We start from the raw sequence: 17,371 nt of genomic DNA, 5'->3' as shown, positions 1-17,371 counted from the left end.
TCTTCTGGCTTGGCTTCGGGGTTTTCCGCGCGGGCCGGGTCTTCGTGGTGGGCGGGGTCTTGGTGCTGGGCCGGGTCGTCGGTCGCGGTCGGTTCGGCTACGCGGTTGGCCTGCTCGGACGGCTGGCGCCCGGTGAAGGTGCTCTGGTTCGGGTCGGTGGCTTCGCTGCTGCGGTTTCCGGAGTCGGACGTCTGCTGCGCGGAGCTTTCGGGCGCGTGGGTTCCTGGCTGGACTTGCTTCCAGGGGATCGCGGACTCGGGGGCGCGGTTGGGCTGCGAGGAAGGGCCCTGGTTCGGGGTGCCGGCTGCGCTCGGGTCGGCGGCGCGGTTGGGCTGCGAAGCGGTGCCCGGGTCGGCCGGACGGCCGGGCTGGGACGCGGTGCCGGGGTTCGAGCCGGGCTCGGCGACGCGGTTGGGCTGTTCCGGAGCCGGGCGGCCGGGCGCGTACGGGGAGCCGGGGTAGGGCTGGCCCTGGGTGCCGGGGCGGGCGGGGTGGCGTTGCTGGCCTGTGTGGGACGGGGGCGGGTAGCCGGGCGTCTGCGGGTAGGCGCGGGATTGGGACTGCGGGGATTGCGGGTGCGGCGGGTAGGGCTGGTTTTGCGACGGGGGCTGCTGGCCGTAGGGCGGCTGGGGGTAGCCGGGCTGGAGCTGCTGGCTCTGTTGGCCCTGCTGGCCAGGACCCTGTTGGCCTGGGCCCTGCTGGCCGGGAGCGCCCTGCGGCTGGCCCGGCATCTGCTGGCCTGAACCAGGCTGACCTTGGCCGGGACCACCCTGGGGCGGCTGGCCCTGCGGCTGGCCCGGGCCACCTTGGTACGGCTGCCCCGGGTGCTGCGCGCCTTGCGCCGGGGTCTGCGGGCGGTAGACCGGAGTGTTGATCACGGTCGGCGACTCGGGGTCCGGCCGAGCACCCGGGTCGAGGCGGCCGGACACCGACGGCTCCGGCGTGTCCCACCGGACCGGCGGCGGCGGAGTCCACGAGGGCGTCTCGGCGCCCGCGTTCTCGTCCGGCGCGGCGTGCCGAGGACGGCGCGGCTCCTCCGACACAACTACCTCCCGAGATCCCCGCGGAAAAAGTCCCTCATTGATCCTAGTCGGGCACCACGGCGCGGGGGTCCGGACGCCTCAGGAAGCCGCTGATCAAGCAAGGGCCACTCGATCGGACTACCCGGGTCCGAGCGAAGGGACCTGCCGAGCGCCGTCGCTTGGCCGACGGAACCGCCCGTGGAGCTGGGACCCCGGCGCGACTGGACCACTCGCGACAGCGGCGGTTGCGACCGGTCCAGTCGCGCGCCGGTTGTGGTGCCGCAGGTCCAGTCGCGCGCCGGTTGTGGTGCCGCAGGTCCAGTCGCGGCAGGCGCAGCAGCGGCGATGCAACAGGACCACTCGCGCGCCGGAGGTGGTGCGACAGAACCACTCGCGCACCGGAGGTGGTGCGACACGTCCAATCGCGCAGCAGCGGCGATGCAACAGGACCACTCGCGCGCCGGAGGTGGTGCGACAGGGCCAGTCGCGTGCCGGACGTCGTGCGACAGGGCCAGTCGCGTGCCGGACGTCGTGCGATAAGTCCAGTCGCACGCCGGTCGCGGTGCGATAGGGCCAGTCGCGCGCCAGCGGCGGGGCAGCAGGTCCAGTCGCACGCCGGAAGTGGTGCGACAGGACCGCTCGCACGCCGGTCGCGGTGCGACAGGGCCAGTCGCGCGCCGGAGATGGTGCGACAAGTCCGGTCGCGCGCCGGTGGTGGTCCGAACAGCCCCTTCGCCCTGCGAAGCCGGCGCGAGGGGTCCATTCGCGCCGACTTGGTGCGGCGCGAGAGGTCCCGTCGTGCCGGGTGCGCCGTGAGGGGCGGCTCGGGTGAGGGCGGGCCACTCGATCGGGCTACTTGTACTTCGGCTGCGGTGGCGTGGCCGGGCCGAGGCGGGCGCCCACCCATTTCTGGTAGCTGGCGGCCCACGTGCCGTTGGTGCGGGTGGTTTCGAGGACCGAGTTGACGTAGCGGACGAGGTCCGGTTGGTCCTTGGGGATGCCGATGCCGTAGTTCTCCGTGGTCATCGGGGCGCCGGAGACCTTCACGGTGGGGTCTTGGGCGGCCATGCCCGCGAGGATGGTGTCGTCGGTGGAGACGGCGTCGACCTGGTGTTGCTGGAGCATGATGAGGCAGTCGGACCAGTTGTCGACCGAGACGGCGGTGGGGCGGGCCGGGTCGGTGGCGATCTTGGCGAGCGAGGTCGACTGCTTGGTGGCGCAGACGCGTTTGCCCTTGAGGTCGGACAGGGATTCGGCGTTGGAGGCCTTGGGCACAAGGATCTTCTGGCCGGCTACGTAGTACACCGACGAGAAGGCCACGTCCTTCAGGCGCGCGCACGTGATCGAGTAGGTGCGGACGACGATGTCGACCTGGTGGTCCTTCAGCACCTGCTCGCGTTGCGACGACGCGATCGCCCGGAACTGCACGTGGCCCTCGGCGGAGCCGAAGATCGCGGCGGCGATCTGGTTGACCATGTCGATGTCGAATCCCTCGAGGTTGCCCGTTTTGGGATTCCGGAAGCCGAACAGGTACGTCGTCTGGTCGACACCCGCGATGAGCTTGCCGCGGGCCTTGATCTTTGCCACCGAAGGCGAGCTGACGGAGGCGCCGGCGGGCGAGAGGCTGGCCGTCGGGTCGCAGCTGTTGTCGGACGAGCCACCGGCGGAGGCGTCGGGGCCGCCGACGTCCGCGGGCATCGGCCAGGCCGCGTCACTCACCGGGGCCAGGTCGACCGGCTGGGGTGCCGAGCCGCACGCGGAGGCCAATACCGCGACCACCGCCAATGCGGCCGCCCGGAACAAGTGACGCGACCGAATCACCGGTACTCCCTCAGTCTCCGCCGTCCGCAGGTCACGGTGCCTGCGGCCGTCGATCTCCGTCTCACGCCGTCGGCCAGGATCACCGGTACTCCCGGAGGCGTTCGCGGACGCCGACCGTCACACCGCCGGCCGCGAGAACCGCGAGGGCGGCCACGCCGGGGGCCAAGGCCGTCAACGCGTTGTCGCCGGCCTGGGTGTCGTCCAGGAACTCCTGGCGGCAGACCTCGATGGCGTCCTGCAGGTTGGCGTCGAGGCGGGCGAAGGCGGCCGCGGCGCTGCCCTGGCTGACGGACGTCGCGAAGTCGACGGCCTGCTGGTACTGACCGGAGTCGTCGAGCTTGCGGACCTCCAGGTGGGCCAGCGACCACTCGCGGGCGGCTTCCTCGGCGGCCTCGATCTTCTGCTGGCCGGGGGTGCCGGCGGCGAGATCGCGGGCCTGGCCGAGCAGGCCGCCTTGGCCGTCGGCGCCCACCAGCTGCTCGGCGAGCTTGATGAACTGCTGTTCGTAGGTGGCGCCGTCACCGCGGGCGACCAGGGTCAGCGTCTCGTCGGCGCGGGCCTGCAGGGCGGCGATGCGCGCGCGGGCGAGCACGTCGACCTGCGAGCTGCCGTCGGTCTTGCCCGCGCCCACCAGGCTGCCCTGCACGACGAGCGCCACCGCGCCCCACAGCATCGACAGCACGATGCACGCCGTCGCCACCAGCAGGCCGATGTTGACCACGCGGTTGGTCTTGCGCGTGAGGTACACCTGCGTGACGACAAGCGCCGCCACCAGCGCGAGCAACAGCGCGACGGCCGCCCACGGGAACCCGGTGCTGTCGTCCTGCTCGGCGGAAAGCTTGTCGGTGTCCGCGCGGTACAGCGCTTCGGCCGCGGGCAGGATCGTCGACCGCATCAGCTGCGAAGCCTCGCGAAGGTACGAAGCACCCGAGGGGAAGCCCTGACGGTTGTTCGCGCGAGCCGTCTCGACGATCCCGGTGTACACGGGGATCTTCTGGTTCAGGATGTCCACCTGGTGAGCGGCGTCACCCACATCAGTGGTGTCCGACGCGGCCTTCGCCAGCGCCGAACCCGCCTCCGCGATGTCCTGCTCGTACTTCTTGCGAAGCTCCGGCGGCTCGGTGCCCACCGACAGGAACGTGGTCGCCGCCGTCGCATCCGCGTCGGACAGCGAGCGGAACACCTGCTGCGCCGCCGCCGCGAGCGGTTCGCGGTAGCTGATCAGGCCGGAGATGGTGTCGTCTTTGTCCTGCGCCGACAGCGTGCCCACGAGCCCCGCCACCAGCGACAGCAACACCAAGCCCACCGCGATCACCGAAAGCCGGCCCGGCGTGGTCGCCGCCGATTTCACGATCGCGCGCACCGCCTGGCCCGGCAGCTCCAGCAGGCCAGCGATGCCGCTGCGGCCTTCCGGATCCTCAGGCGGGGGCGCGGAAGCACCCGTACCGCCAGTGCCCGCAGACGTCTCCGGCCGCGTCACCGTGCTGGTCATCCCCGATCCTCCCCGTACGCCACCCGCAGAAGGTAGCCGGTCGCGGAGAGCCGGGCGAACCTCACCCGGAAGGTGTCACCAGCACGTGATCTCGGTCAGCGCCCGACAGGGGAAGCAGCAGCCGCCAAGAACGCGGTCCAGGCTTCAGCCGAAACGGTGAGGTGACCCGCGCCACGGTCCTTCGTGTCGCGCACACCGATCTCGATCGACGGGGTGGCGGTCACCTCGACGCAGTTCGCCTGGGTGGAACTGTAGGAGCTCTTGCTCCAGGCCCCAACCTCCACGCAGTTGGACTGCGTGGTGCTGTAGGAACTCTTCCGCCAGGTGGCCTGGACGGGATCGATGCCGATCATGGTTCGGGCTCCTCGGTTGGGGTGAGATTGCCGATCAACGCGGCAATAAGCCTAGCGGAGTCTTCAGGTGCCAAGGCCATTGCAACCAGCTCCTGCCAGGCGATTTTCGTGCGCGCCACCGGGATCTCATCTTCGAGGTAGCTGCTGGTCCCGCGCGATTCGGTGTGAGCCAGCGAGGGCTCATCCACAAAGTCCAGCAGAACCAGAGGTCCTTCTAGGCCAGGGTGAGTACCGGCTGTGAAGGGCACAACTTGGATGGTGACCTTCGATCGGTTGCCCATCCTGAGCAGGCCCTCAAGCTGCTCGCTCATGATCTCGTCGTTGCCGACCCTCCGGTGGAGGACACCCTCTTCGATCAAGAGGTGAACACTCGGTCCATCGTTCCGGCTCAGCACTACCTGCCGGCTCAACCTAGCGGCAACCAGTTTTTCCAGCTCCGGTTCTGGAAGCCGCTTGTCGATGCCCCGCATGAGCGCGCGGGCATACTCCGGCGTTTGCGCGAGTCCTGGAATCACCAGCGGTTCGTAGTTCTTGATCGCATGAGCCTGTTCCTCGAAGCGGATCAACTGCTTCCAGTCCGCGGGCAACTTGCCGTGGATCTCGTGCCAGTTGCGCTCTTCGCCCTCGCGCAACAACTTCAACAGCTCTTGGCGTTTGTCCTGCGGTGCGCGCAAGAAGCCGAGGATGGCGGAGACGTCGTCGGCATAGAGGCCGCGGTCGCCCGTCTCCATGCGGCTGATCTTGCTCTCCGAGAAGCCGAGGCCGTCGGAAACCTCTTTGCACGTCATGCCCGCCGCCATGCGCAGCGTCCGCAGCTCCGCGGAGACCCGGCGCTGCCGCACCGATGTTCGCTTGGTCATGGTGCACACCATCGCCGCTTGCCACGCGGGCAAGAAAGATCACTCACACCAATGGTGGTTGCGCGTACGCGGGGCAACCCGCGCGTGCCACTGCTTCGCAGGCCAAAACTAGCCCGCCACAGCAGATCCGTCAGATCCGTCAGGTCCGTGCACGACGACTTCGAGGTTGTCGGCGAACCGGTACGGCCGCCCGACGATGATCCCGCCGACGATCCGCCGCAGCCGCGAAACCTCGGCGCGGACGGTGACCGTGCGCGTCGCGTCGCCGAACAACACGGACGACAATTGTGAAGCGCTGCAGCCGTTTCGGTGAGCGGCGAGGGCGTACAGGAGCTGTGCGTGACGCGGGGAGACGCGGTGGGTCCATTCGGCCGTGGCGCCGTGAACCGTGAGCACCGGTTCGCCAGGGGTCCGCAGGTCCAGCGAAACTCTGGACGGCGGAGCAGCGTCGGAGTCGACCAAGCGGATGAGCCAGCCGCCGGGCAGTGGTTCGACCACGCAGTGGCCGTGGGCGGGCAGCCACAGTGGACCAGGCCCCGCGGACGCGGGCAGCGGCAGCCGGCCGGCGGGCGCGAGGCCGGTGGCGGTGGGTGTGGTGGTGGCGATCCAGCCGTGCGGATCCGTGACCAGCGCGCGGCCGGAAACCTTGGTCAGCAAGGGAACCGCGATACCGCGCAGGCGTTCGAGGTCGGTCAGGTGTGAGGTACGCAGCTGGGACTCGGCGAGGCGGCCGACGGCGTCGACGAGGGCGAGGGTGGTGGCGTGGACCGTCGAGGCGGGGCCGGAGAGGTCGACGACGCCGAGGAGCCGGCCGTCGCGGGGATCGTGCAGCGGGGCGGCGGCACAGGTCCAGTCGTGCTGGGCGCGGACGTAGTGCTCGGCGGAGTAGACCTGCACCGGCCGCCGAGCCACGAGCGCCGTGCCGATGGCGTTGGTGCCGACGGCTTCCTCCTGCCAGTCGACGCCTTCCACGAACCCGAGCCGGTCGGCCCGGCGGCGGACCGGGACGGAACCGTCGCGCCAGAGGACGTGGCCGGCGGCATCGACGATCACCATGATGTGCGCGGCCTGCTCGGCCAGGCTGAGCAAGCCACCGCGCAGCAGCGGCAGCAACGGCGCGAGGCCGCTTTCGCGGCGGCGTTCTTCGAGTTCGGCGGCGTCGAGGACCGGCGAGGACGCGCCGCGGTCCGGGTCGATGCCGAGCTGCCGCACGCGTGACCAGGACTCGCTGATCACCGAGCGCGGCGCGCTGGGCAGCGCTTCGCCGGCGATGGCGGCTTCGTGGACCCGGGCGAGGGCGCGCGCGTGCCGTCGGGGGTCGACCCCGACCGGCAACGCTGCCTCGAGGTGCTGCTGGCCCAACCACCGCTCCTCGTCCGACTCCCCCAATGTGGCGTTCGTAGCACCCAGCGCACCGAACGCCACATTGGGTGCGCCCAACGCAACCAACGCCGCATCGGGGCGCTCCCAACCCACCGAACGCCGCGTTCGTTGCGCTCGGCGCACCCAACGCCACATTGGGGTGGTCCTCACCCGGCTTCCGGCGTCAGTGTGCCGGTGGTCGGGCCGTGATCGGAAGGGGCGGTGACTTCGCCGACAGAGTCGATCAAGGGCGTAACGGCGTCGATCCAGGGCCGATCCAGGGGCGATCAGGGCTCGATCAGACGGACGGTCGAGGGCCGATCACGGCCGTGACGATCGCTCCGTCGCTGCCCCGACAACCTCGACCACGGCTTCGACCACGGCCGACGGTTTTTCCAAGTGGACCAGGTGGCCCGCGTTTTCGACGGGGTGGACGTCCGGGAGACCGGTGGCGTTCTCGGCCGGGAGCACGGCGTCCTCGCTGCCCCAGACCACGGTGACCGGGCCTTCGTACCGAGCCAGGAGCGGGGCGAGGTGGAGGGCCGGCGTGTCGTCGTCTTCGAGCAGGGTGCCGAGGAGTTTCTCCAGGACCCGGTCGACGCCGTCGAGGCGTTTGTACTTGAGGAGGTCGTCGGCGAGGCGGCGGGTGACCAGGTCCGGGTCGGCGAAGAGGGCGCTGAGGTGGGGCTTCAGCTCTCTCCTCGACTTGGCGGTGGCGAAGCCGCGCAGGTACCCCGCGTTGATGCGGTCGCCGAAGCCGGCCGGGGCCACCAGCGTGAGCGAAGAGACCTTCGCGGGTTGCGCCGCGGCGGCGGCCACGACCACCGCGCCGCCGAGCGAGTGGCCGACGAGGTGCGCCTTCGTGACGTTGAGTGTTTCCAGGAAGCCGAGGACGGCGTTGGCGAGGGTGGTGAGCGAGCCGTCACCGACGTCCTTGGTCGACTCGCCGTGACCGGGGAGGTCGAGGGCGTGGACGGTGCGGCCGTCGGCGAGGGGCTCCTGGACGAAGAGCCAGGAGTTCTTGTCGCCGCCGTAGCCGTGGACGAGGACGACGACCTCACCGTTCGGGTCACCCTGCTCACCGAGCGTGGCATAGCTGAGGGTGCGGCCGTCGACCTCGACGGTGCCGGTGACCGGTCCCGCCGCCTCCTCGACCACGCCTTCGGCCAGCTCCCGCAACGCGGTTTCGGCGGCATCGTCGACCTCGGCGTCGGCGACGGAGGCGGGCGCGACCAGGGCGATCGTGGCGCCGACGGGCACGTCCTCCCCCGCCGGCGCGATCACCCGGCGCAGCACGCCGGAGCCCGGGGACTCCAGCGTGCCGGTGATCTTGTCGGTGTCGATGTCGACGAGGTCGTCACCCTCGGTGATGTCGTCGCCTTCGGCCGCGAGCCAGTCGGTGATCCGGCCCGTCTTCATCGACAAGCCCCACTTGGGCATGGTGACGCGCTGGATGTCGGCCATCAGCGCGTCCAGCCCACCACGGCTTTCGCCGCGTTGACCACCTGCTGGGGGCCCGGGACGTAGAGGTCTTCGAGCGCGTCGGAGAAAGGCACGGGCGTGTGCGGCGGCGTGACCATCTCGATCGGCGCGCGCAGCGACCCGAAGCCCTCCTTCGCGACGAGCGCGGAGATGTCCGTCGCGAGGTTGCAGCGCGGGGAAGCCTCGTCGACGATCACGAGCCGGCCCGTGTTCTCGACGCTTTCGAGGATCGTCTCGGTGTCGAGGGGACTGGTCGTGCGCGGGTCGATCACCTCGGCCTCGATGCCGCTTTCGAACAGCTCGTGCGCGGCTTCCTCGGCGACGCCGACCATGCGGCCGATGGCGACGATGGTGATGTCGCCGCCGTCGCGCAGGACATTGGCTTCGCCGAACGGGATGGTGTAGCTGTCTTCGGGGACTTCACCCGTGGTGTCGTAGAGGGCCTTGTGCTCGCAGAAGATCACGGGGTCGTCGTCGCGAATGGACTGGATGAGCAGGCCCTTGGCCTCGTACGGGCTGGAGGGCACCACGACCTTGAGGCCCGGGATGTGCGTGAAAATCGGGTACAGGCACTGGGAATGCTGGGCGGCGGCCCGCAGACCCGCGCCGTACATCGTGCGGATCACCACGGGCGTGCGCGCGTTGCCGCCGAACATGTAGCGGAACTTGGCCGCCTGGTTGAAGATCTGGTCGAAGCAGACGCCCATGAAGTCGATGAACATCAGCTCGGCCACCGGCCGCTGGCCGGCCGTCGCGGCGCCGATCGCCGCGCCGATGAAGGCCGACTCGGAGATCGGCGTGTCGAGCACACGGCCGGGGAAACGGTGGAAAAGTCCCTTGGTGACACCGAGAACGCCGCCCCACGCGTCGTCGTCGCCGGGGCTGCCCGCGCCGCCGGCGTTGTCCTCGCCCATCACGATCACCGACTCGTCGCGCTGCATCTCCTGCGCGAGGGCCTCGTTGATCGCTTCGCGGTAGCTGATCGTGCGTGCCATGCTCGCGGTCCCTTCAGTACGAGACGTAGACGTCGGTCTCCAGGTCGGCTCGGGTGGGTTTGGGTGCGGCTTTGGCTTCCGCCACGGCTTCTTCGACGAGTTTCGCGACTTCGGTGTCGACCTCGTCGAGGCTTTCCGCGGACAGCTCGCCGCTTTCGACCACGCGCGTGCGGAAGCGCTTGAGGCAGTCGAGGTTTTCGCGGGCGTGGGCCACCTCGTCGGCACGGTAGCTCTGCTGGTCGCCTTCGAAGTGGCCGAAGTAGCGCGTGAACTTGACTTCCAGCAGCGTCGGGCCGCCACCGTTGCGGGCGCGGTCGATGGCCTCGCCGGCGGCTTCGGTGACGGCGAAGAAGTCGTAGCCGTCGACGATCACCCCCGGCATGCCGAAGCCCGCGGCGCGGTCGGCGATGTTGTCCGAGGCCACCGACCAGGTGCTGGACGTGGCTTCGGCGTAGCCGTTGTTCTCGGCGACGAAGAGCGCGGGCAGGTTCCAGACGGACGCGAGGTTGAGGGCTTCGAGCGTGGTGCCCTGGTTGCTGGCGCCGTCGCCGAAGAAGGCGACGCCGACGCCACCGGTCCCCTGCTGCTTCGCGGCGAGCGCGGTGCCGCAGATCAGCGGCGGGCCGCCACCGACGATGCCGTTGGCGCCGAGCATGCCCTTCGACAGGTCGGCGATGTGCATCGAGCCGCCCTTGCCGTGGCAAGATCCCGTGGTGCGGCCGTAGATCTCGGCCATCATGGCCTTCACGTCCACGCCCTTGGCGATGCAGTGGCCATGGCCGCGGTGAGTACTGGCGATGGTGTCGCGGCGGTCGAGGTGGCGGCAGACGCCGGCGGCCGAGGCCTCCTCGCCGGCGTAGAGGTGGACGAAGCCGGGGATGTCGCCGGTGGCGAACTCCTCGTGCACGCGTTCCTCGAACGCGCGGATCGTGCGCATGGTGCGATAAGCCTCCAGCAAGGTTTCCGTCATCGTCGACGCTCCTTTTTCGGTTCGTTCGCGGACGTGGTGCGCAACAACCCCCGTCTGGCCGCTTCGGCCATCACCTCGCGGACGTCGACGCACCACGGCCCGTCGGACCGGAGCTCGACGTACGCGCTCTCCCCTGGCTTCAGTTCAAGCTCGCGTTCTCCGTCGACGGCGATCACGCCACCGCCCGCGGCGAGGTCCACGCGCATGCCCTGCTGGAGCACGCCCCAGCCGCGCACGCCGACGGCCTTCACCAGGCCGGGGGCGATGGGCGCGTGGACCACGTGCGGGGTGACGCCGACGGGCCCGAGCTTGAGGGCGACGCCGTCGGCGCTGGACCGCGGGCTCGGGCAGAGCTGGCCCGCGATGCTGGACAGGCCGATGCCGTCGGGCTCGGCGAAGGTGCAGTAGAGCTCGGTGAGCGACGCGGGATCCCACAGCGCCTTCGCACCGACGTGCTTGCTCAGGGTCACGGCGACGTCCACCAGGGCGATCTCGCGCCGCGCCTTGGTGACGACTTCGAGCTTGCTGACGCGATGGGTGACCAGGTCGGGGTCGATCTGACCGCTCGCGATGAAGCCGGCGGCGAGACCTGCGACGGTCGCTTCGCGCATCTGCGGGAAGGCGTTGTTGGTTCCGGTCGACAGCGCGAGCAGCGGCACCTCGCCGCACGCCTTCGCGGCGACCCGGGCCGTGCCGTCGCCGCCGAGGCAGACGATCACGCCGGCGCCCGCGTCGACCATGCGGCGCACGGCGTTGATCGTGTCCTGCGCGCTGCCCGTGAGCGGGTCTTTGTCGCAGAACTCGACGCCCGGCAGCGGATGACGCCCGAGCTGCCGGAGAACGGCCGCGGAAATGCCACCGAGGTCGGTGGAAACGAGCGTTCTCCTCACGCCCGTGATGGCCAGCGAGGCCAGCACGCGCTGGACCATGTTGGCCTTCTCGGCCGTCGGGAACACGGACGCCTGCGCCACCAGCCGCCGGATGTCCCGCCCCGACGCCGGGTTGGCAACGATGCCCGCCACACCTGGGCCCACCACAGATCTCCTTGTCCTGCTTGTGCCGGTTCAGCAGACCGTGTCAAGCCGGATAGGGGAAGGGTTGCGGAGGGTTGCAGCTCGATTGCTCACCCGGACGGCCCAGTCCTTCGGCCGGAGGAATCCGCTATGCACGGTAGGTGACGAAGAGACACAGAGTGCAGCATGGCCGCGCACCGATCGGGTGAGTTACTCCGCTGAACATGGCGAACCGGTTAGATCACCGAGCAATCCCCTCCCCATAAAGCAGCAAGTTATGAAGATCGGTATCGGAATCCCGAACCAGGTGCGCGACGTCCGCCCGCAGGTCATCCCCGCGTGGGCGGCGCAGGCCGAGGCGGCAGGATTCTCTTCACTGGGCACCGTGGGCCGGATCGCCTACCCCGGCGTGATGGACACGGTGGCACTGGCCGCGGCCGCTGGCGCGACCAAGTCGATCGGGCTGATGAGCGGAGTGATGCTGGCGACGGTGTGGCCGGCTCCGCTGCTCGCGAAGGAACTCGCCGCGATCGACGGCGTATCCGGTGGCCGGCTGACCGCCGGCTTCGGGATTGGACTCCGCCCGGACGACTTCGTCGTCGACGGTCTCGGCCCCAAGGGGCTCGGGGCCCGCATCGACCGCGACCCCGAGACATACCGTTCGGTGTGGGCAGGGCAGCCCGTCGGCGGCGGCGACAACCCCGGGGTGCCGGCCGGGACCCGCGAGGTGCCGATGGTCTTCGGCGGCATCGCGCCGACGTCGTTCAAGCGTATGGCCAAGTGGGGCCAGGGTTACGTCGGCACCTCGGCCCGGCACAGTTCGTGGCCGGGCACTTCGAGCAGGCACGCGCGGCATGGAAGGACGCCGGCCGCACCGGCGAGCCCCACCTGGTGGCGCTCGCCTACTTCTCCCTCGGCGACCCCGACCAGGGCCGGGCGAACGTCGGCAACTACTACGCCGGCTCGGGTGAGTTCGCCGACCTCGTGATGTCCGGCGTGTGCGGGACGCCCGAAGCGCTGAAGGCGACTATCTCGTCGTACACCGATCCCGGGGTGGACGAGCTGATCTTCAACCCGGACACCGACGACGTGGACGACATCAAGCGGCTCGGGGACTCAGTGTTCTGATCCCGCTAGACGAGCGCCGCGGTGCCTTCGTAGGTGTAACCCGCTTCTTCGACGGCACCGCGGACGGCGTCCTCGGTGAGCTCCTCGGCGCTGCGCACGACGACGCGGCCGGTTTCGACGTCGACCTCGACGCTTTCGACGCCCGGAAGTTCGGTGATTTCCTCGGTGACGGACTGTGCACAGTGGCCGCAGGACATTCCGGAGACGGTGTAGCCGTTCTCGATCATGGCGCGCAGCCTACGAGGTCCACGTCGGACACGATCGGGTGATGGCGGGGTGGCCGGGAGGCACGGAAGTCGTTGTCCGGCAAGGGAAACCAGATCGTGGGACGGTGTGCGGCCGGACAGCCAAGAGCGGCGAAACACGACAGCACTGACAACGACAGCGTTGACAGACGAAAAGGGCCGCCACCCGTAGCGCGGGTGACGGCCCCTTCTCGAAGGTCTAGGTCAGATGACGGTGACCGACGTGGCCTGCGGGCCCTTCTGGCCCTGGCCGATCTCGAACTCCACGCGAGCGTTCTCTTCGAGGCTCTTGAAGCCGCTACCCTGGATCTCGCTGTAGTGAACGAAGACGTCGCCGCCACCGTTGTCGGGGGTGATGAAGCCGAACCCCTTCTCGGAGTTGAACCACTTCACAGTGCCCTGAGTCATTAAAATATCTCCATACATAACACCAAACGGGAAGCCACATCAGCATCCCGAGTCAAACCCGGGCGGTTTGCTTCCTCGAGTGAGGAGACACTACGCCCGCTGAAATCTGCGAGCGTGACTCACAAAAATCGAGACCATCGAAAGTAAAGCACAGCTCGTGGCACGCGGACAACCCGAGCCACCCGGGCTCACCCTCGCGAACAGGGGTGAGCCGGGCCGGGATGAGCTATTCGCCACTCGCCGGACGCAGACCGCCCCCGAACGGCGAACGCCAGCCGGCGTCCTGGTCGCCGACCACGACGGCCACGTCGTGGGCCTCCGCGACGGCGCTGAACAGCACCGGCACGACACCCGAGGTCTCGCGGACCTGCTCTGTCGCCGTGCGCGCCCCGGCGGCGCGCGCCGCGGCGGTGCGGGCTGACGAACCACGCGAAACCGTGGTCTTTTCGTCGGCCATGGTGAAACTCCCCTCGTTCCCACCCGCGTCCCAGCGGGCGATGCCGTGATGATGTCATCCGGCACCGACAGAAACCGGCTGTTCCCGTCCGGACCAGACCACTGAATCGGTAACCCTCGCGTCACGGAAGCTGATCCGTGTGCGTGGCACGTCCCGATGTGACTGTGCAAGTGAGTCTGCCGGATCCCGGTTCTCCCGCGAACCCCTGGGAACACCGTCAGGCTACCGGAGCCACCCCCCTGCGGCCACTGAACTTTCCCGGCGTTTCCTGTTGCGCGCCGGAGAAAAATCACTGCCCGGGTGATTGCGGGCGAACCGCGCTCAGCAGAGTGCTCAAGCGGACATCCGGCGTTACGACGTCCGGGTCCGTCCTCACATCGATCACACACGGACGCTGGCGCACCAACGCACTCGCGACGATCGCCTCGAGCTCTTCGCGATCGTCCACCGTGTACCCGGCGGCGCCGAGCCCGCGCGCCCACGACGCGAAGTCCGTGAGCGGAATCGTGACGCCCGAGAGCCGTCCGTGGGCGCGGGCCTGGTGCATGGCCAATGCCCCGTGGACGCCGTTCTGAAACACGACCACCATCACGGGCGCGCGGTAGCGGACCGCGGTCTCGATCTCCTGGCCCGTCATGAGGGTGCCGGCGTCGCCGACCATCGCGACGACGGCGCGGCGCGGTTCGGCGAGCTTGGCCGCGATCGCGGCGGGCACGGCGTAGCCCATGGCCGCATTGCTCGGGCCGAGCTGGCTGCGCGGAGCGGTGAAGCACCAGTAGCGGTGCATGAACTGCGCGAAGTTGCCCGCGTCACTTGTCACGATCGTGTCCTCGGGCGCGAGCTTGCGCAAGGCACGAATCACGTCGACGGGGTGCACGCGCGTGTTGCCGCTCGTGTCGGGCGGGGTCATGAAGGTGTGCACGGCGGCGTTGGCGGCCGACGCGCGGCGCGTGCGCGGGGCCGCGATCGAGCGCAGCTCACGCAGGAACGGCTCCACCTCGGAGTCGACGCGGAAGGTGAGGCCGCGGCGGCGCTGCTCGTCGATACCGGTGCCGACCAGCACGAGCGTCTGCTGCGACGTCGGGTACCGGTAACCCTGAGTGGTCACCTCGTCGAGCTGGGTGCCGAGGGCGAGCACGAGGTCGGCGCGCTCGAGGGCGTCGAGCTGGCGCGCCGGGATGCCGAGACCGAGGTGGCCGGCGTAGCGCGCGTGCGTTTCGGGGAAGGCGTCCTGGCGGCGGAAGGCGTTGTACACGGGCAGGGCGAGCTCGTCGGCGACGGCGATCAGCTCGTCACGCGCCGAACGCGCGCGGCCGCCGACGATGACCACCGGGTAGCGGGCCTCGTCGACGAGCCCGGCGACGGCTTCGGCCGAACGGCCCAGCGTGCCCGTGGCCGGCGGGCGCACCTTCGCCGCCGGCTTGGCCGAGTCGTACGGCACTCCCCAGGCATCGCTGGGCACGCCGAGCACGACCGGTCCCGGACGGCCTTCGCGACAGCGCGTGAGCGCTTCGGCGAGCAGGCCCGGCACCGCGTCGGGGTCTTCGGCGCGGATGCACCACTTCGCGATGGACTCGAACATCGCCGTGAGGTCCGAGGTCGGCAGCTCGCCGGTGATCGTGCGGTCGAGCGCCGGCGTCTCGAGGAGGACGACCATCGGGGTCTCGTCCTGATAGGCCGTCTGCACACCGATGGCGAGGTTCGCGGCGCCCGGACCGCGGCTCGCGAGCAGCACGGCGGGGCGCTCGGTGAGCTTGCCCTCGGCTTCGGCCATGAACGCGGCGCCCGAATCGTGGCGCGCGGAGACGAGTGTCACTTCGCGCTCGCGCTGCAACGCGTCGAGCAGCTCGAGGAATGCTTCGCCGACGACCGCGTACACCCGGCGGACTTGGGCCTCGGTCAGGATGCGCACGGCCGTCTGGGCGACGGTCGCTCCTACTTGGTATCTAATGAGGAGAGCTTAGGGCGGCACGGTTCACCGCAGTCAAGTGATCTTCGGGGAATGACCGCGAAAATGGGGCGAATGTCCGCTTTGACCGCCCGCTGGCAGGAAGCGAGGACCGGGGCCTTGACGTTCACCGAGCATGAAACCGTTTTCACCTACGGCGCGCCCGCGTTGAAGTACGGCACGGGATCCAGCGACGAGATCGGTTACGACCTCACGCAGTACGGCGTTCGCCGGGTACTCGTGGTCACGGATCCGACCGTCGCCGAGACGGGGTGGCCGGCGCGGATCGCCGCGGGGATCGAGTCGTACGGGATCGCGACGGAGGTCTTCGACGGCGTCCACGTGGAGCCGACGGACGTGAGCATGCAGAAGGCCGTGGACTTCGCGCGCGGGTCCGGGCCGTACGACGCGTTCGTGGCCGTGGGTGGCGGGTCGAGCATCGACACGGCGAAGGCGGCGAACCTGCTGACGTCCAACGAGGGCTCGCTGATGGACTACGTCAACGCGCCGGTGGGCGGCGGACGGGCGCCGTCGAACCCGTTGAAGCCGCTCGTGGCCGTGCCGACCACGACGGGGACCGGGTCGGAGAGCACGACGGTGTGTGTGCTCGATGTGTTGTCACTGCGGGTGAAGAGCGGGATCAGCCACCTGCGGCTGCGGCCGACGCTGGCGGTCGTGGACCCGCGGCTGACGGTGACGCAGCCGGCCGGGGTGACGGCGGCGTCCGGGATGGACATCCTCTGTCACGCGGCGGAGAGCTACACCGCGAAGCCGTACACGTCGTTCGACCGGAAGAAGCCCGAGCAGCGGGTGCCGTACTGCGGGTCGAACCCGTTGGCGGACATGTTCGCGGAGAAGTCGCTGTCGTTGCTGTCGTGGGCGTTGCCCCGGGCAGTGCGCGATGGCTCGGACCTGGAGGCGCGCGAGGCGATGGCCCTGGCCGCGACGTTCGCGGGGCTGGGGTTCGGCAACGCCGGGGTGCACATCCCGCACGCGAACGCGTACCCGATCGCGGGGCAGGTGCGGGAGTTCCACCCGGACGGTTACCCGGGCGACGAGGCGATGGTGCCGCACGGGATGGCGGTGTCGCTGACGGCGCCGGAGGCGTTCCGGTTCACGTTCTCCGCCGCGCCGGAGCGGCACCTGCGGGTGGCGCGGTTGCTGGCGCCGGACTTCGAGTGGGCCGGGGACTTCGAGGACCACCTGCCGGCGGTGCTGGTGAACCTCATGCGGGAGATCGGGATTCCCGCCGGCATCGGCGCGGTGGGGTATGCGGAGTCCGATGTGGACTCCCTGGTCTCCGGGACGCTGAAGCAGCAGCGGTTGCTGGCGACGGCGCCGCGGGAGGCTTCCGAAGACGACTTGGCCGGGATCCTGCGGGCCTCGGTGCAGCTGTGGTGAGTTATCCGTTCTGGCAGACGGTTCCGTTGCGGTGGAAGGACAACGACGTCTACGGCCACGTGAACAACGTGGTGCACTACTCGTTGATGGACACGGTGATCAACACGTGGCTGATCGACCGCGGCGGGCTGGACATCGAAGCCGGCGAGGTGATCGGGCTGTGCGTGGAGTCGCGGTGCCAGTACCACGCTTCGGTGTCGTTCCCGGGGTCGGTGCGGGTCGGGCTGCGGGTGGCGCACCTAGGGCGGTCGAGCGTGCGGTACGAGATCGGGATGTACACCGCCGCCGAGGTGCTGGTGGCGGAGGGACAGTTCGTGCACGTGTTCGTGGACCGGGAGTCGCGGCGGCCGGTCGAGGTGACGGGGAAGCTGCGGGAAGCGCTGGCGGAGCTGGTCGCGGCCGATTGACTTTCAG

17 protein-coding genes are annotated in these 17,371 nt (G+C 69.7%); 4 read left to right on the top strand and 13 right to left on the bottom strand.

The genetic code is table 11. The annotated features are described in order from the left end of the window. Window positions 1–1,874: 1,874 nt before the first annotated feature. The 9 genes from AB0K15_RS02425 to AB0K15_RS02385 form a co-directional block, all read right to left on the bottom strand. Window positions 1,875–2,843 carry a glutamate ABC transporter substrate-binding protein gene (locus tag AB0K15_RS02425; RefSeq protein WP_364044607.1) on the bottom strand — a complete coding sequence of 323 codons (969 nt, stop codon included), beginning with the start codon at window positions 2,841–2,843 and terminating at the stop codon, window positions 1,875–1,877. Between the two features lie 79 nt (window positions 2,844–2,922). Next, window positions 2,923–4,335 carry a hypothetical protein gene (locus AB0K15_RS02420; protein WP_364044604.1) on the bottom strand — a complete coding sequence of 471 codons (1,413 nt, stop codon included), beginning with the start codon at window positions 4,333–4,335 and terminating at the stop codon, window positions 2,923–2,925. Between the two features lie 95 nt (window positions 4,336–4,430). Beyond that, entirely contained in the window at window positions 4,431–4,688 is a 258-nt protein-coding gene (locus AB0K15_RS02415) for a DUF397 domain-containing protein (protein ID WP_364044601.1), read from the bottom strand. After that, window positions 4,685–5,548 (bottom strand): helix-turn-helix transcriptional regulator, encoded by an 864-nt coding sequence (locus tag AB0K15_RS02410; RefSeq protein WP_364044598.1) that lies wholly within the window; start codon window positions 5,546–5,548, stop codon window positions 4,685–4,687. The genes AB0K15_RS02415 and AB0K15_RS02410 overlap by 4 nt, the downstream gene beginning before the upstream one ends. Window positions 5,549–5,656: 108 nt before the next feature. Beyond that, window positions 5,657–6,910 carry a GAF domain-containing protein gene (locus AB0K15_RS02405; protein WP_364044595.1) on the bottom strand — a complete coding sequence of 418 codons (1,254 nt, stop codon included), beginning with the start codon at window positions 6,908–6,910 and terminating at the stop codon, window positions 5,657–5,659. A gap of 321 nt (window positions 6,911–7,231) precedes the next feature. Next, window positions 7,232–8,374 (bottom strand): acetoin dehydrogenase dihydrolipoyllysine-residue acetyltransferase subunit, encoded by a 1,143-nt coding sequence (locus tag AB0K15_RS02400; protein WP_364044592.1) that lies wholly within the window; start codon window positions 8,372–8,374, stop codon window positions 7,232–7,234. Next, entirely contained in the window at window positions 8,374–9,387 is a 1,014-nt protein-coding gene (locus AB0K15_RS02395) for an alpha-ketoacid dehydrogenase subunit beta (RefSeq protein ID WP_364044589.1), read from the bottom strand. Before AB0K15_RS02395 ends, AB0K15_RS02400 begins: the two co-directional genes overlap by 1 nt. A 13-nt stretch (window positions 9,388–9,400) precedes the next feature. Next, window positions 9,401–10,357, bottom strand: coding sequence for a thiamine pyrophosphate-dependent dehydrogenase E1 component subunit alpha (locus AB0K15_RS02390; RefSeq protein ID WP_364044586.1), 957 nt, complete (start codon window positions 10,355–10,357; stop codon window positions 9,401–9,403). After that, a complete protein-coding gene (locus AB0K15_RS02385) occupies window positions 10,354–11,391 on the bottom strand; it encodes an NAD(+)/NADH kinase (RefSeq protein WP_364044583.1) in 1,038 nt (345 codons plus the stop codon). The genes AB0K15_RS02390 and AB0K15_RS02385 overlap by 4 nt, the downstream gene beginning before the upstream one ends. A 256-nt stretch (window positions 11,392–11,647) precedes the next feature. On the opposite strand from AB0K15_RS02385, the gene AB0K15_RS02380 reads away from it, so the two are divergent. Both AB0K15_RS02380 and AB0K15_RS02375 read left to right on the top strand, forming a co-directional pair. Then, complete coding sequence (locus AB0K15_RS02380) at window positions 11,648–12,358, top strand: LLM class flavin-dependent oxidoreductase (protein WP_364044578.1); 711 nt, start codon at window positions 11,648–11,650, stop codon at window positions 12,356–12,358. Next, a complete protein-coding gene (locus AB0K15_RS02375) occupies window positions 12,262–12,498 on the top strand; it encodes a hypothetical protein (protein WP_364044576.1) in 237 nt (78 codons plus the stop codon). The genes AB0K15_RS02380 and AB0K15_RS02375 overlap by 97 nt, the downstream gene beginning before the upstream one ends. A gap of 5 nt (window positions 12,499–12,503) precedes the next feature. On the opposite strand, the gene AB0K15_RS02370 is transcribed toward AB0K15_RS02375, so the two are convergent. The 4 genes from AB0K15_RS02370 to AB0K15_RS02355 form a co-directional block, all read right to left on the bottom strand. Then, complete coding sequence (locus tag AB0K15_RS02370) at window positions 12,504–12,725, bottom strand: heavy-metal-associated domain-containing protein (RefSeq protein ID WP_364044573.1); 222 nt, start codon at window positions 12,723–12,725, stop codon at window positions 12,504–12,506. 222 nt (window positions 12,726–12,947) lie between these two features. Then, window positions 12,948–13,151: a cold-shock protein gene (locus tag AB0K15_RS02365; protein ID WP_086855961.1), complete on the bottom strand. Its 204-nt coding sequence runs from the start codon at window positions 13,149–13,151 to the stop codon at window positions 12,948–12,950. A gap of 226 nt (window positions 13,152–13,377) precedes the next feature. Further along, window positions 13,378–13,608 carry a hypothetical protein gene (locus tag AB0K15_RS02360; RefSeq protein ID WP_220247900.1) on the bottom strand — a complete coding sequence of 77 codons (231 nt, stop codon included), beginning with the start codon at window positions 13,606–13,608 and terminating at the stop codon, window positions 13,378–13,380. Between the two features lie 289 nt (window positions 13,609–13,897). Then, the gene (locus AB0K15_RS02355) at window positions 13,898–15,559 is read right to left on the bottom strand and encodes a thiamine pyrophosphate-dependent enzyme (protein WP_364045357.1); all 1,662 of its coding nucleotides are present in this window, start codon (window positions 15,557–15,559) and stop codon (window positions 13,898–13,900) included. A 117-nt stretch (window positions 15,560–15,676) separates the two neighbouring features. Between AB0K15_RS02355 and AB0K15_RS02350 the strand changes: the two genes are divergently transcribed. Together AB0K15_RS02350 and AB0K15_RS02345 are read left to right on the top strand one after the other, a co-directional pair. Further along, complete coding sequence (locus AB0K15_RS02350) at window positions 15,677–16,957, top strand: hydroxyacid-oxoacid transhydrogenase (RefSeq protein WP_364045355.1); 1,281 nt, start codon at window positions 15,677–15,679, stop codon at window positions 16,955–16,957. Next, the gene (locus tag AB0K15_RS02345; protein WP_364044569.1) at window positions 16,951–17,364 is read left to right on the top strand and encodes a thioesterase family protein; all 414 of its coding nucleotides are present in this window, start codon (window positions 16,951–16,953) and stop codon (window positions 17,362–17,364) included. Before AB0K15_RS02350 ends, AB0K15_RS02345 begins: the two co-directional genes overlap by 7 nt. The last annotated feature ends 7 nt before the right edge of the window (window positions 17,365–17,371 follow it).

Origin of the sequence: Amycolatopsis sp. NPDC049253, from assembly GCF_040678995.1 — a bacterium.
Taxonomy (GTDB): Bacteria; Actinomycetota; Actinomycetes; order Mycobacteriales; family Pseudonocardiaceae; genus Amycolatopsis.
Note: the sequence above shows the minus strand (reverse complement) of the source record. Positions and strands in the feature narration are given on the sequence as shown.

Bases quoted from the DNA above. Each gene is read 5' to 3' on its own strand.
- AB0K15_RS02395 (WP_364044589.1), bottom strand. From the start codon at position 9,387: ATGGCACGCACGATCAGCTACCGCGAAGCGATCAACGAGGCCCTCGCG.
- AB0K15_RS02410 (WP_364044598.1), bottom strand. From the start codon at position 5,548: ATGACCAAGCGAACATCGGTGCGGCAGCGCCGGGTCTCCGCGGAGCTG.
- AB0K15_RS02400 (WP_364044592.1), bottom strand. From the start codon at position 8,374: ATGGCCGACATCCAGCGCGTCACCATGCCCAAGTGGGGCTTGTCGATG.
- AB0K15_RS02390 (WP_364044586.1), bottom strand. From the start codon at position 10,357: ATGACGGAAACCTTGCTGGAGGCTTATCGCACCATGCGCACGATCCGC.
- AB0K15_RS02360 (WP_220247900.1), bottom strand. From the start codon at position 13,608: ATGGCCGACGAAAAGACCACGGTTTCGCGTGGTTCGTCAGCCCGCACC.
- AB0K15_RS02415 (WP_364044601.1), bottom strand. From the start codon at position 4,688: ATGATCGGCATCGATCCCGTCCAGGCCACCTGGCGGAAGAGTTCCTAC.
- AB0K15_RS02365 (WP_086855961.1), bottom strand. From the start codon at position 13,151: ATGACTCAGGGCACTGTGAAGTGGTTCAACTCCGAGAAGGGGTTCGGC.
- AB0K15_RS02420 (WP_364044604.1), bottom strand. From the start codon at position 4,335: ATGACCAGCACGGTGACGCGGCCGGAGACGTCTGCGGGCACTGGCGGT.
- AB0K15_RS02370 (WP_364044573.1), bottom strand. From the start codon at position 12,725: ATGATCGAGAACGGCTACACCGTCTCCGGAATGTCCTGCGGCCACTGT.
- AB0K15_RS02380 (WP_364044578.1), top strand. From the start codon at position 11,648: ATGAAGATCGGTATCGGAATCCCGAACCAGGTGCGCGACGTCCGCCCG.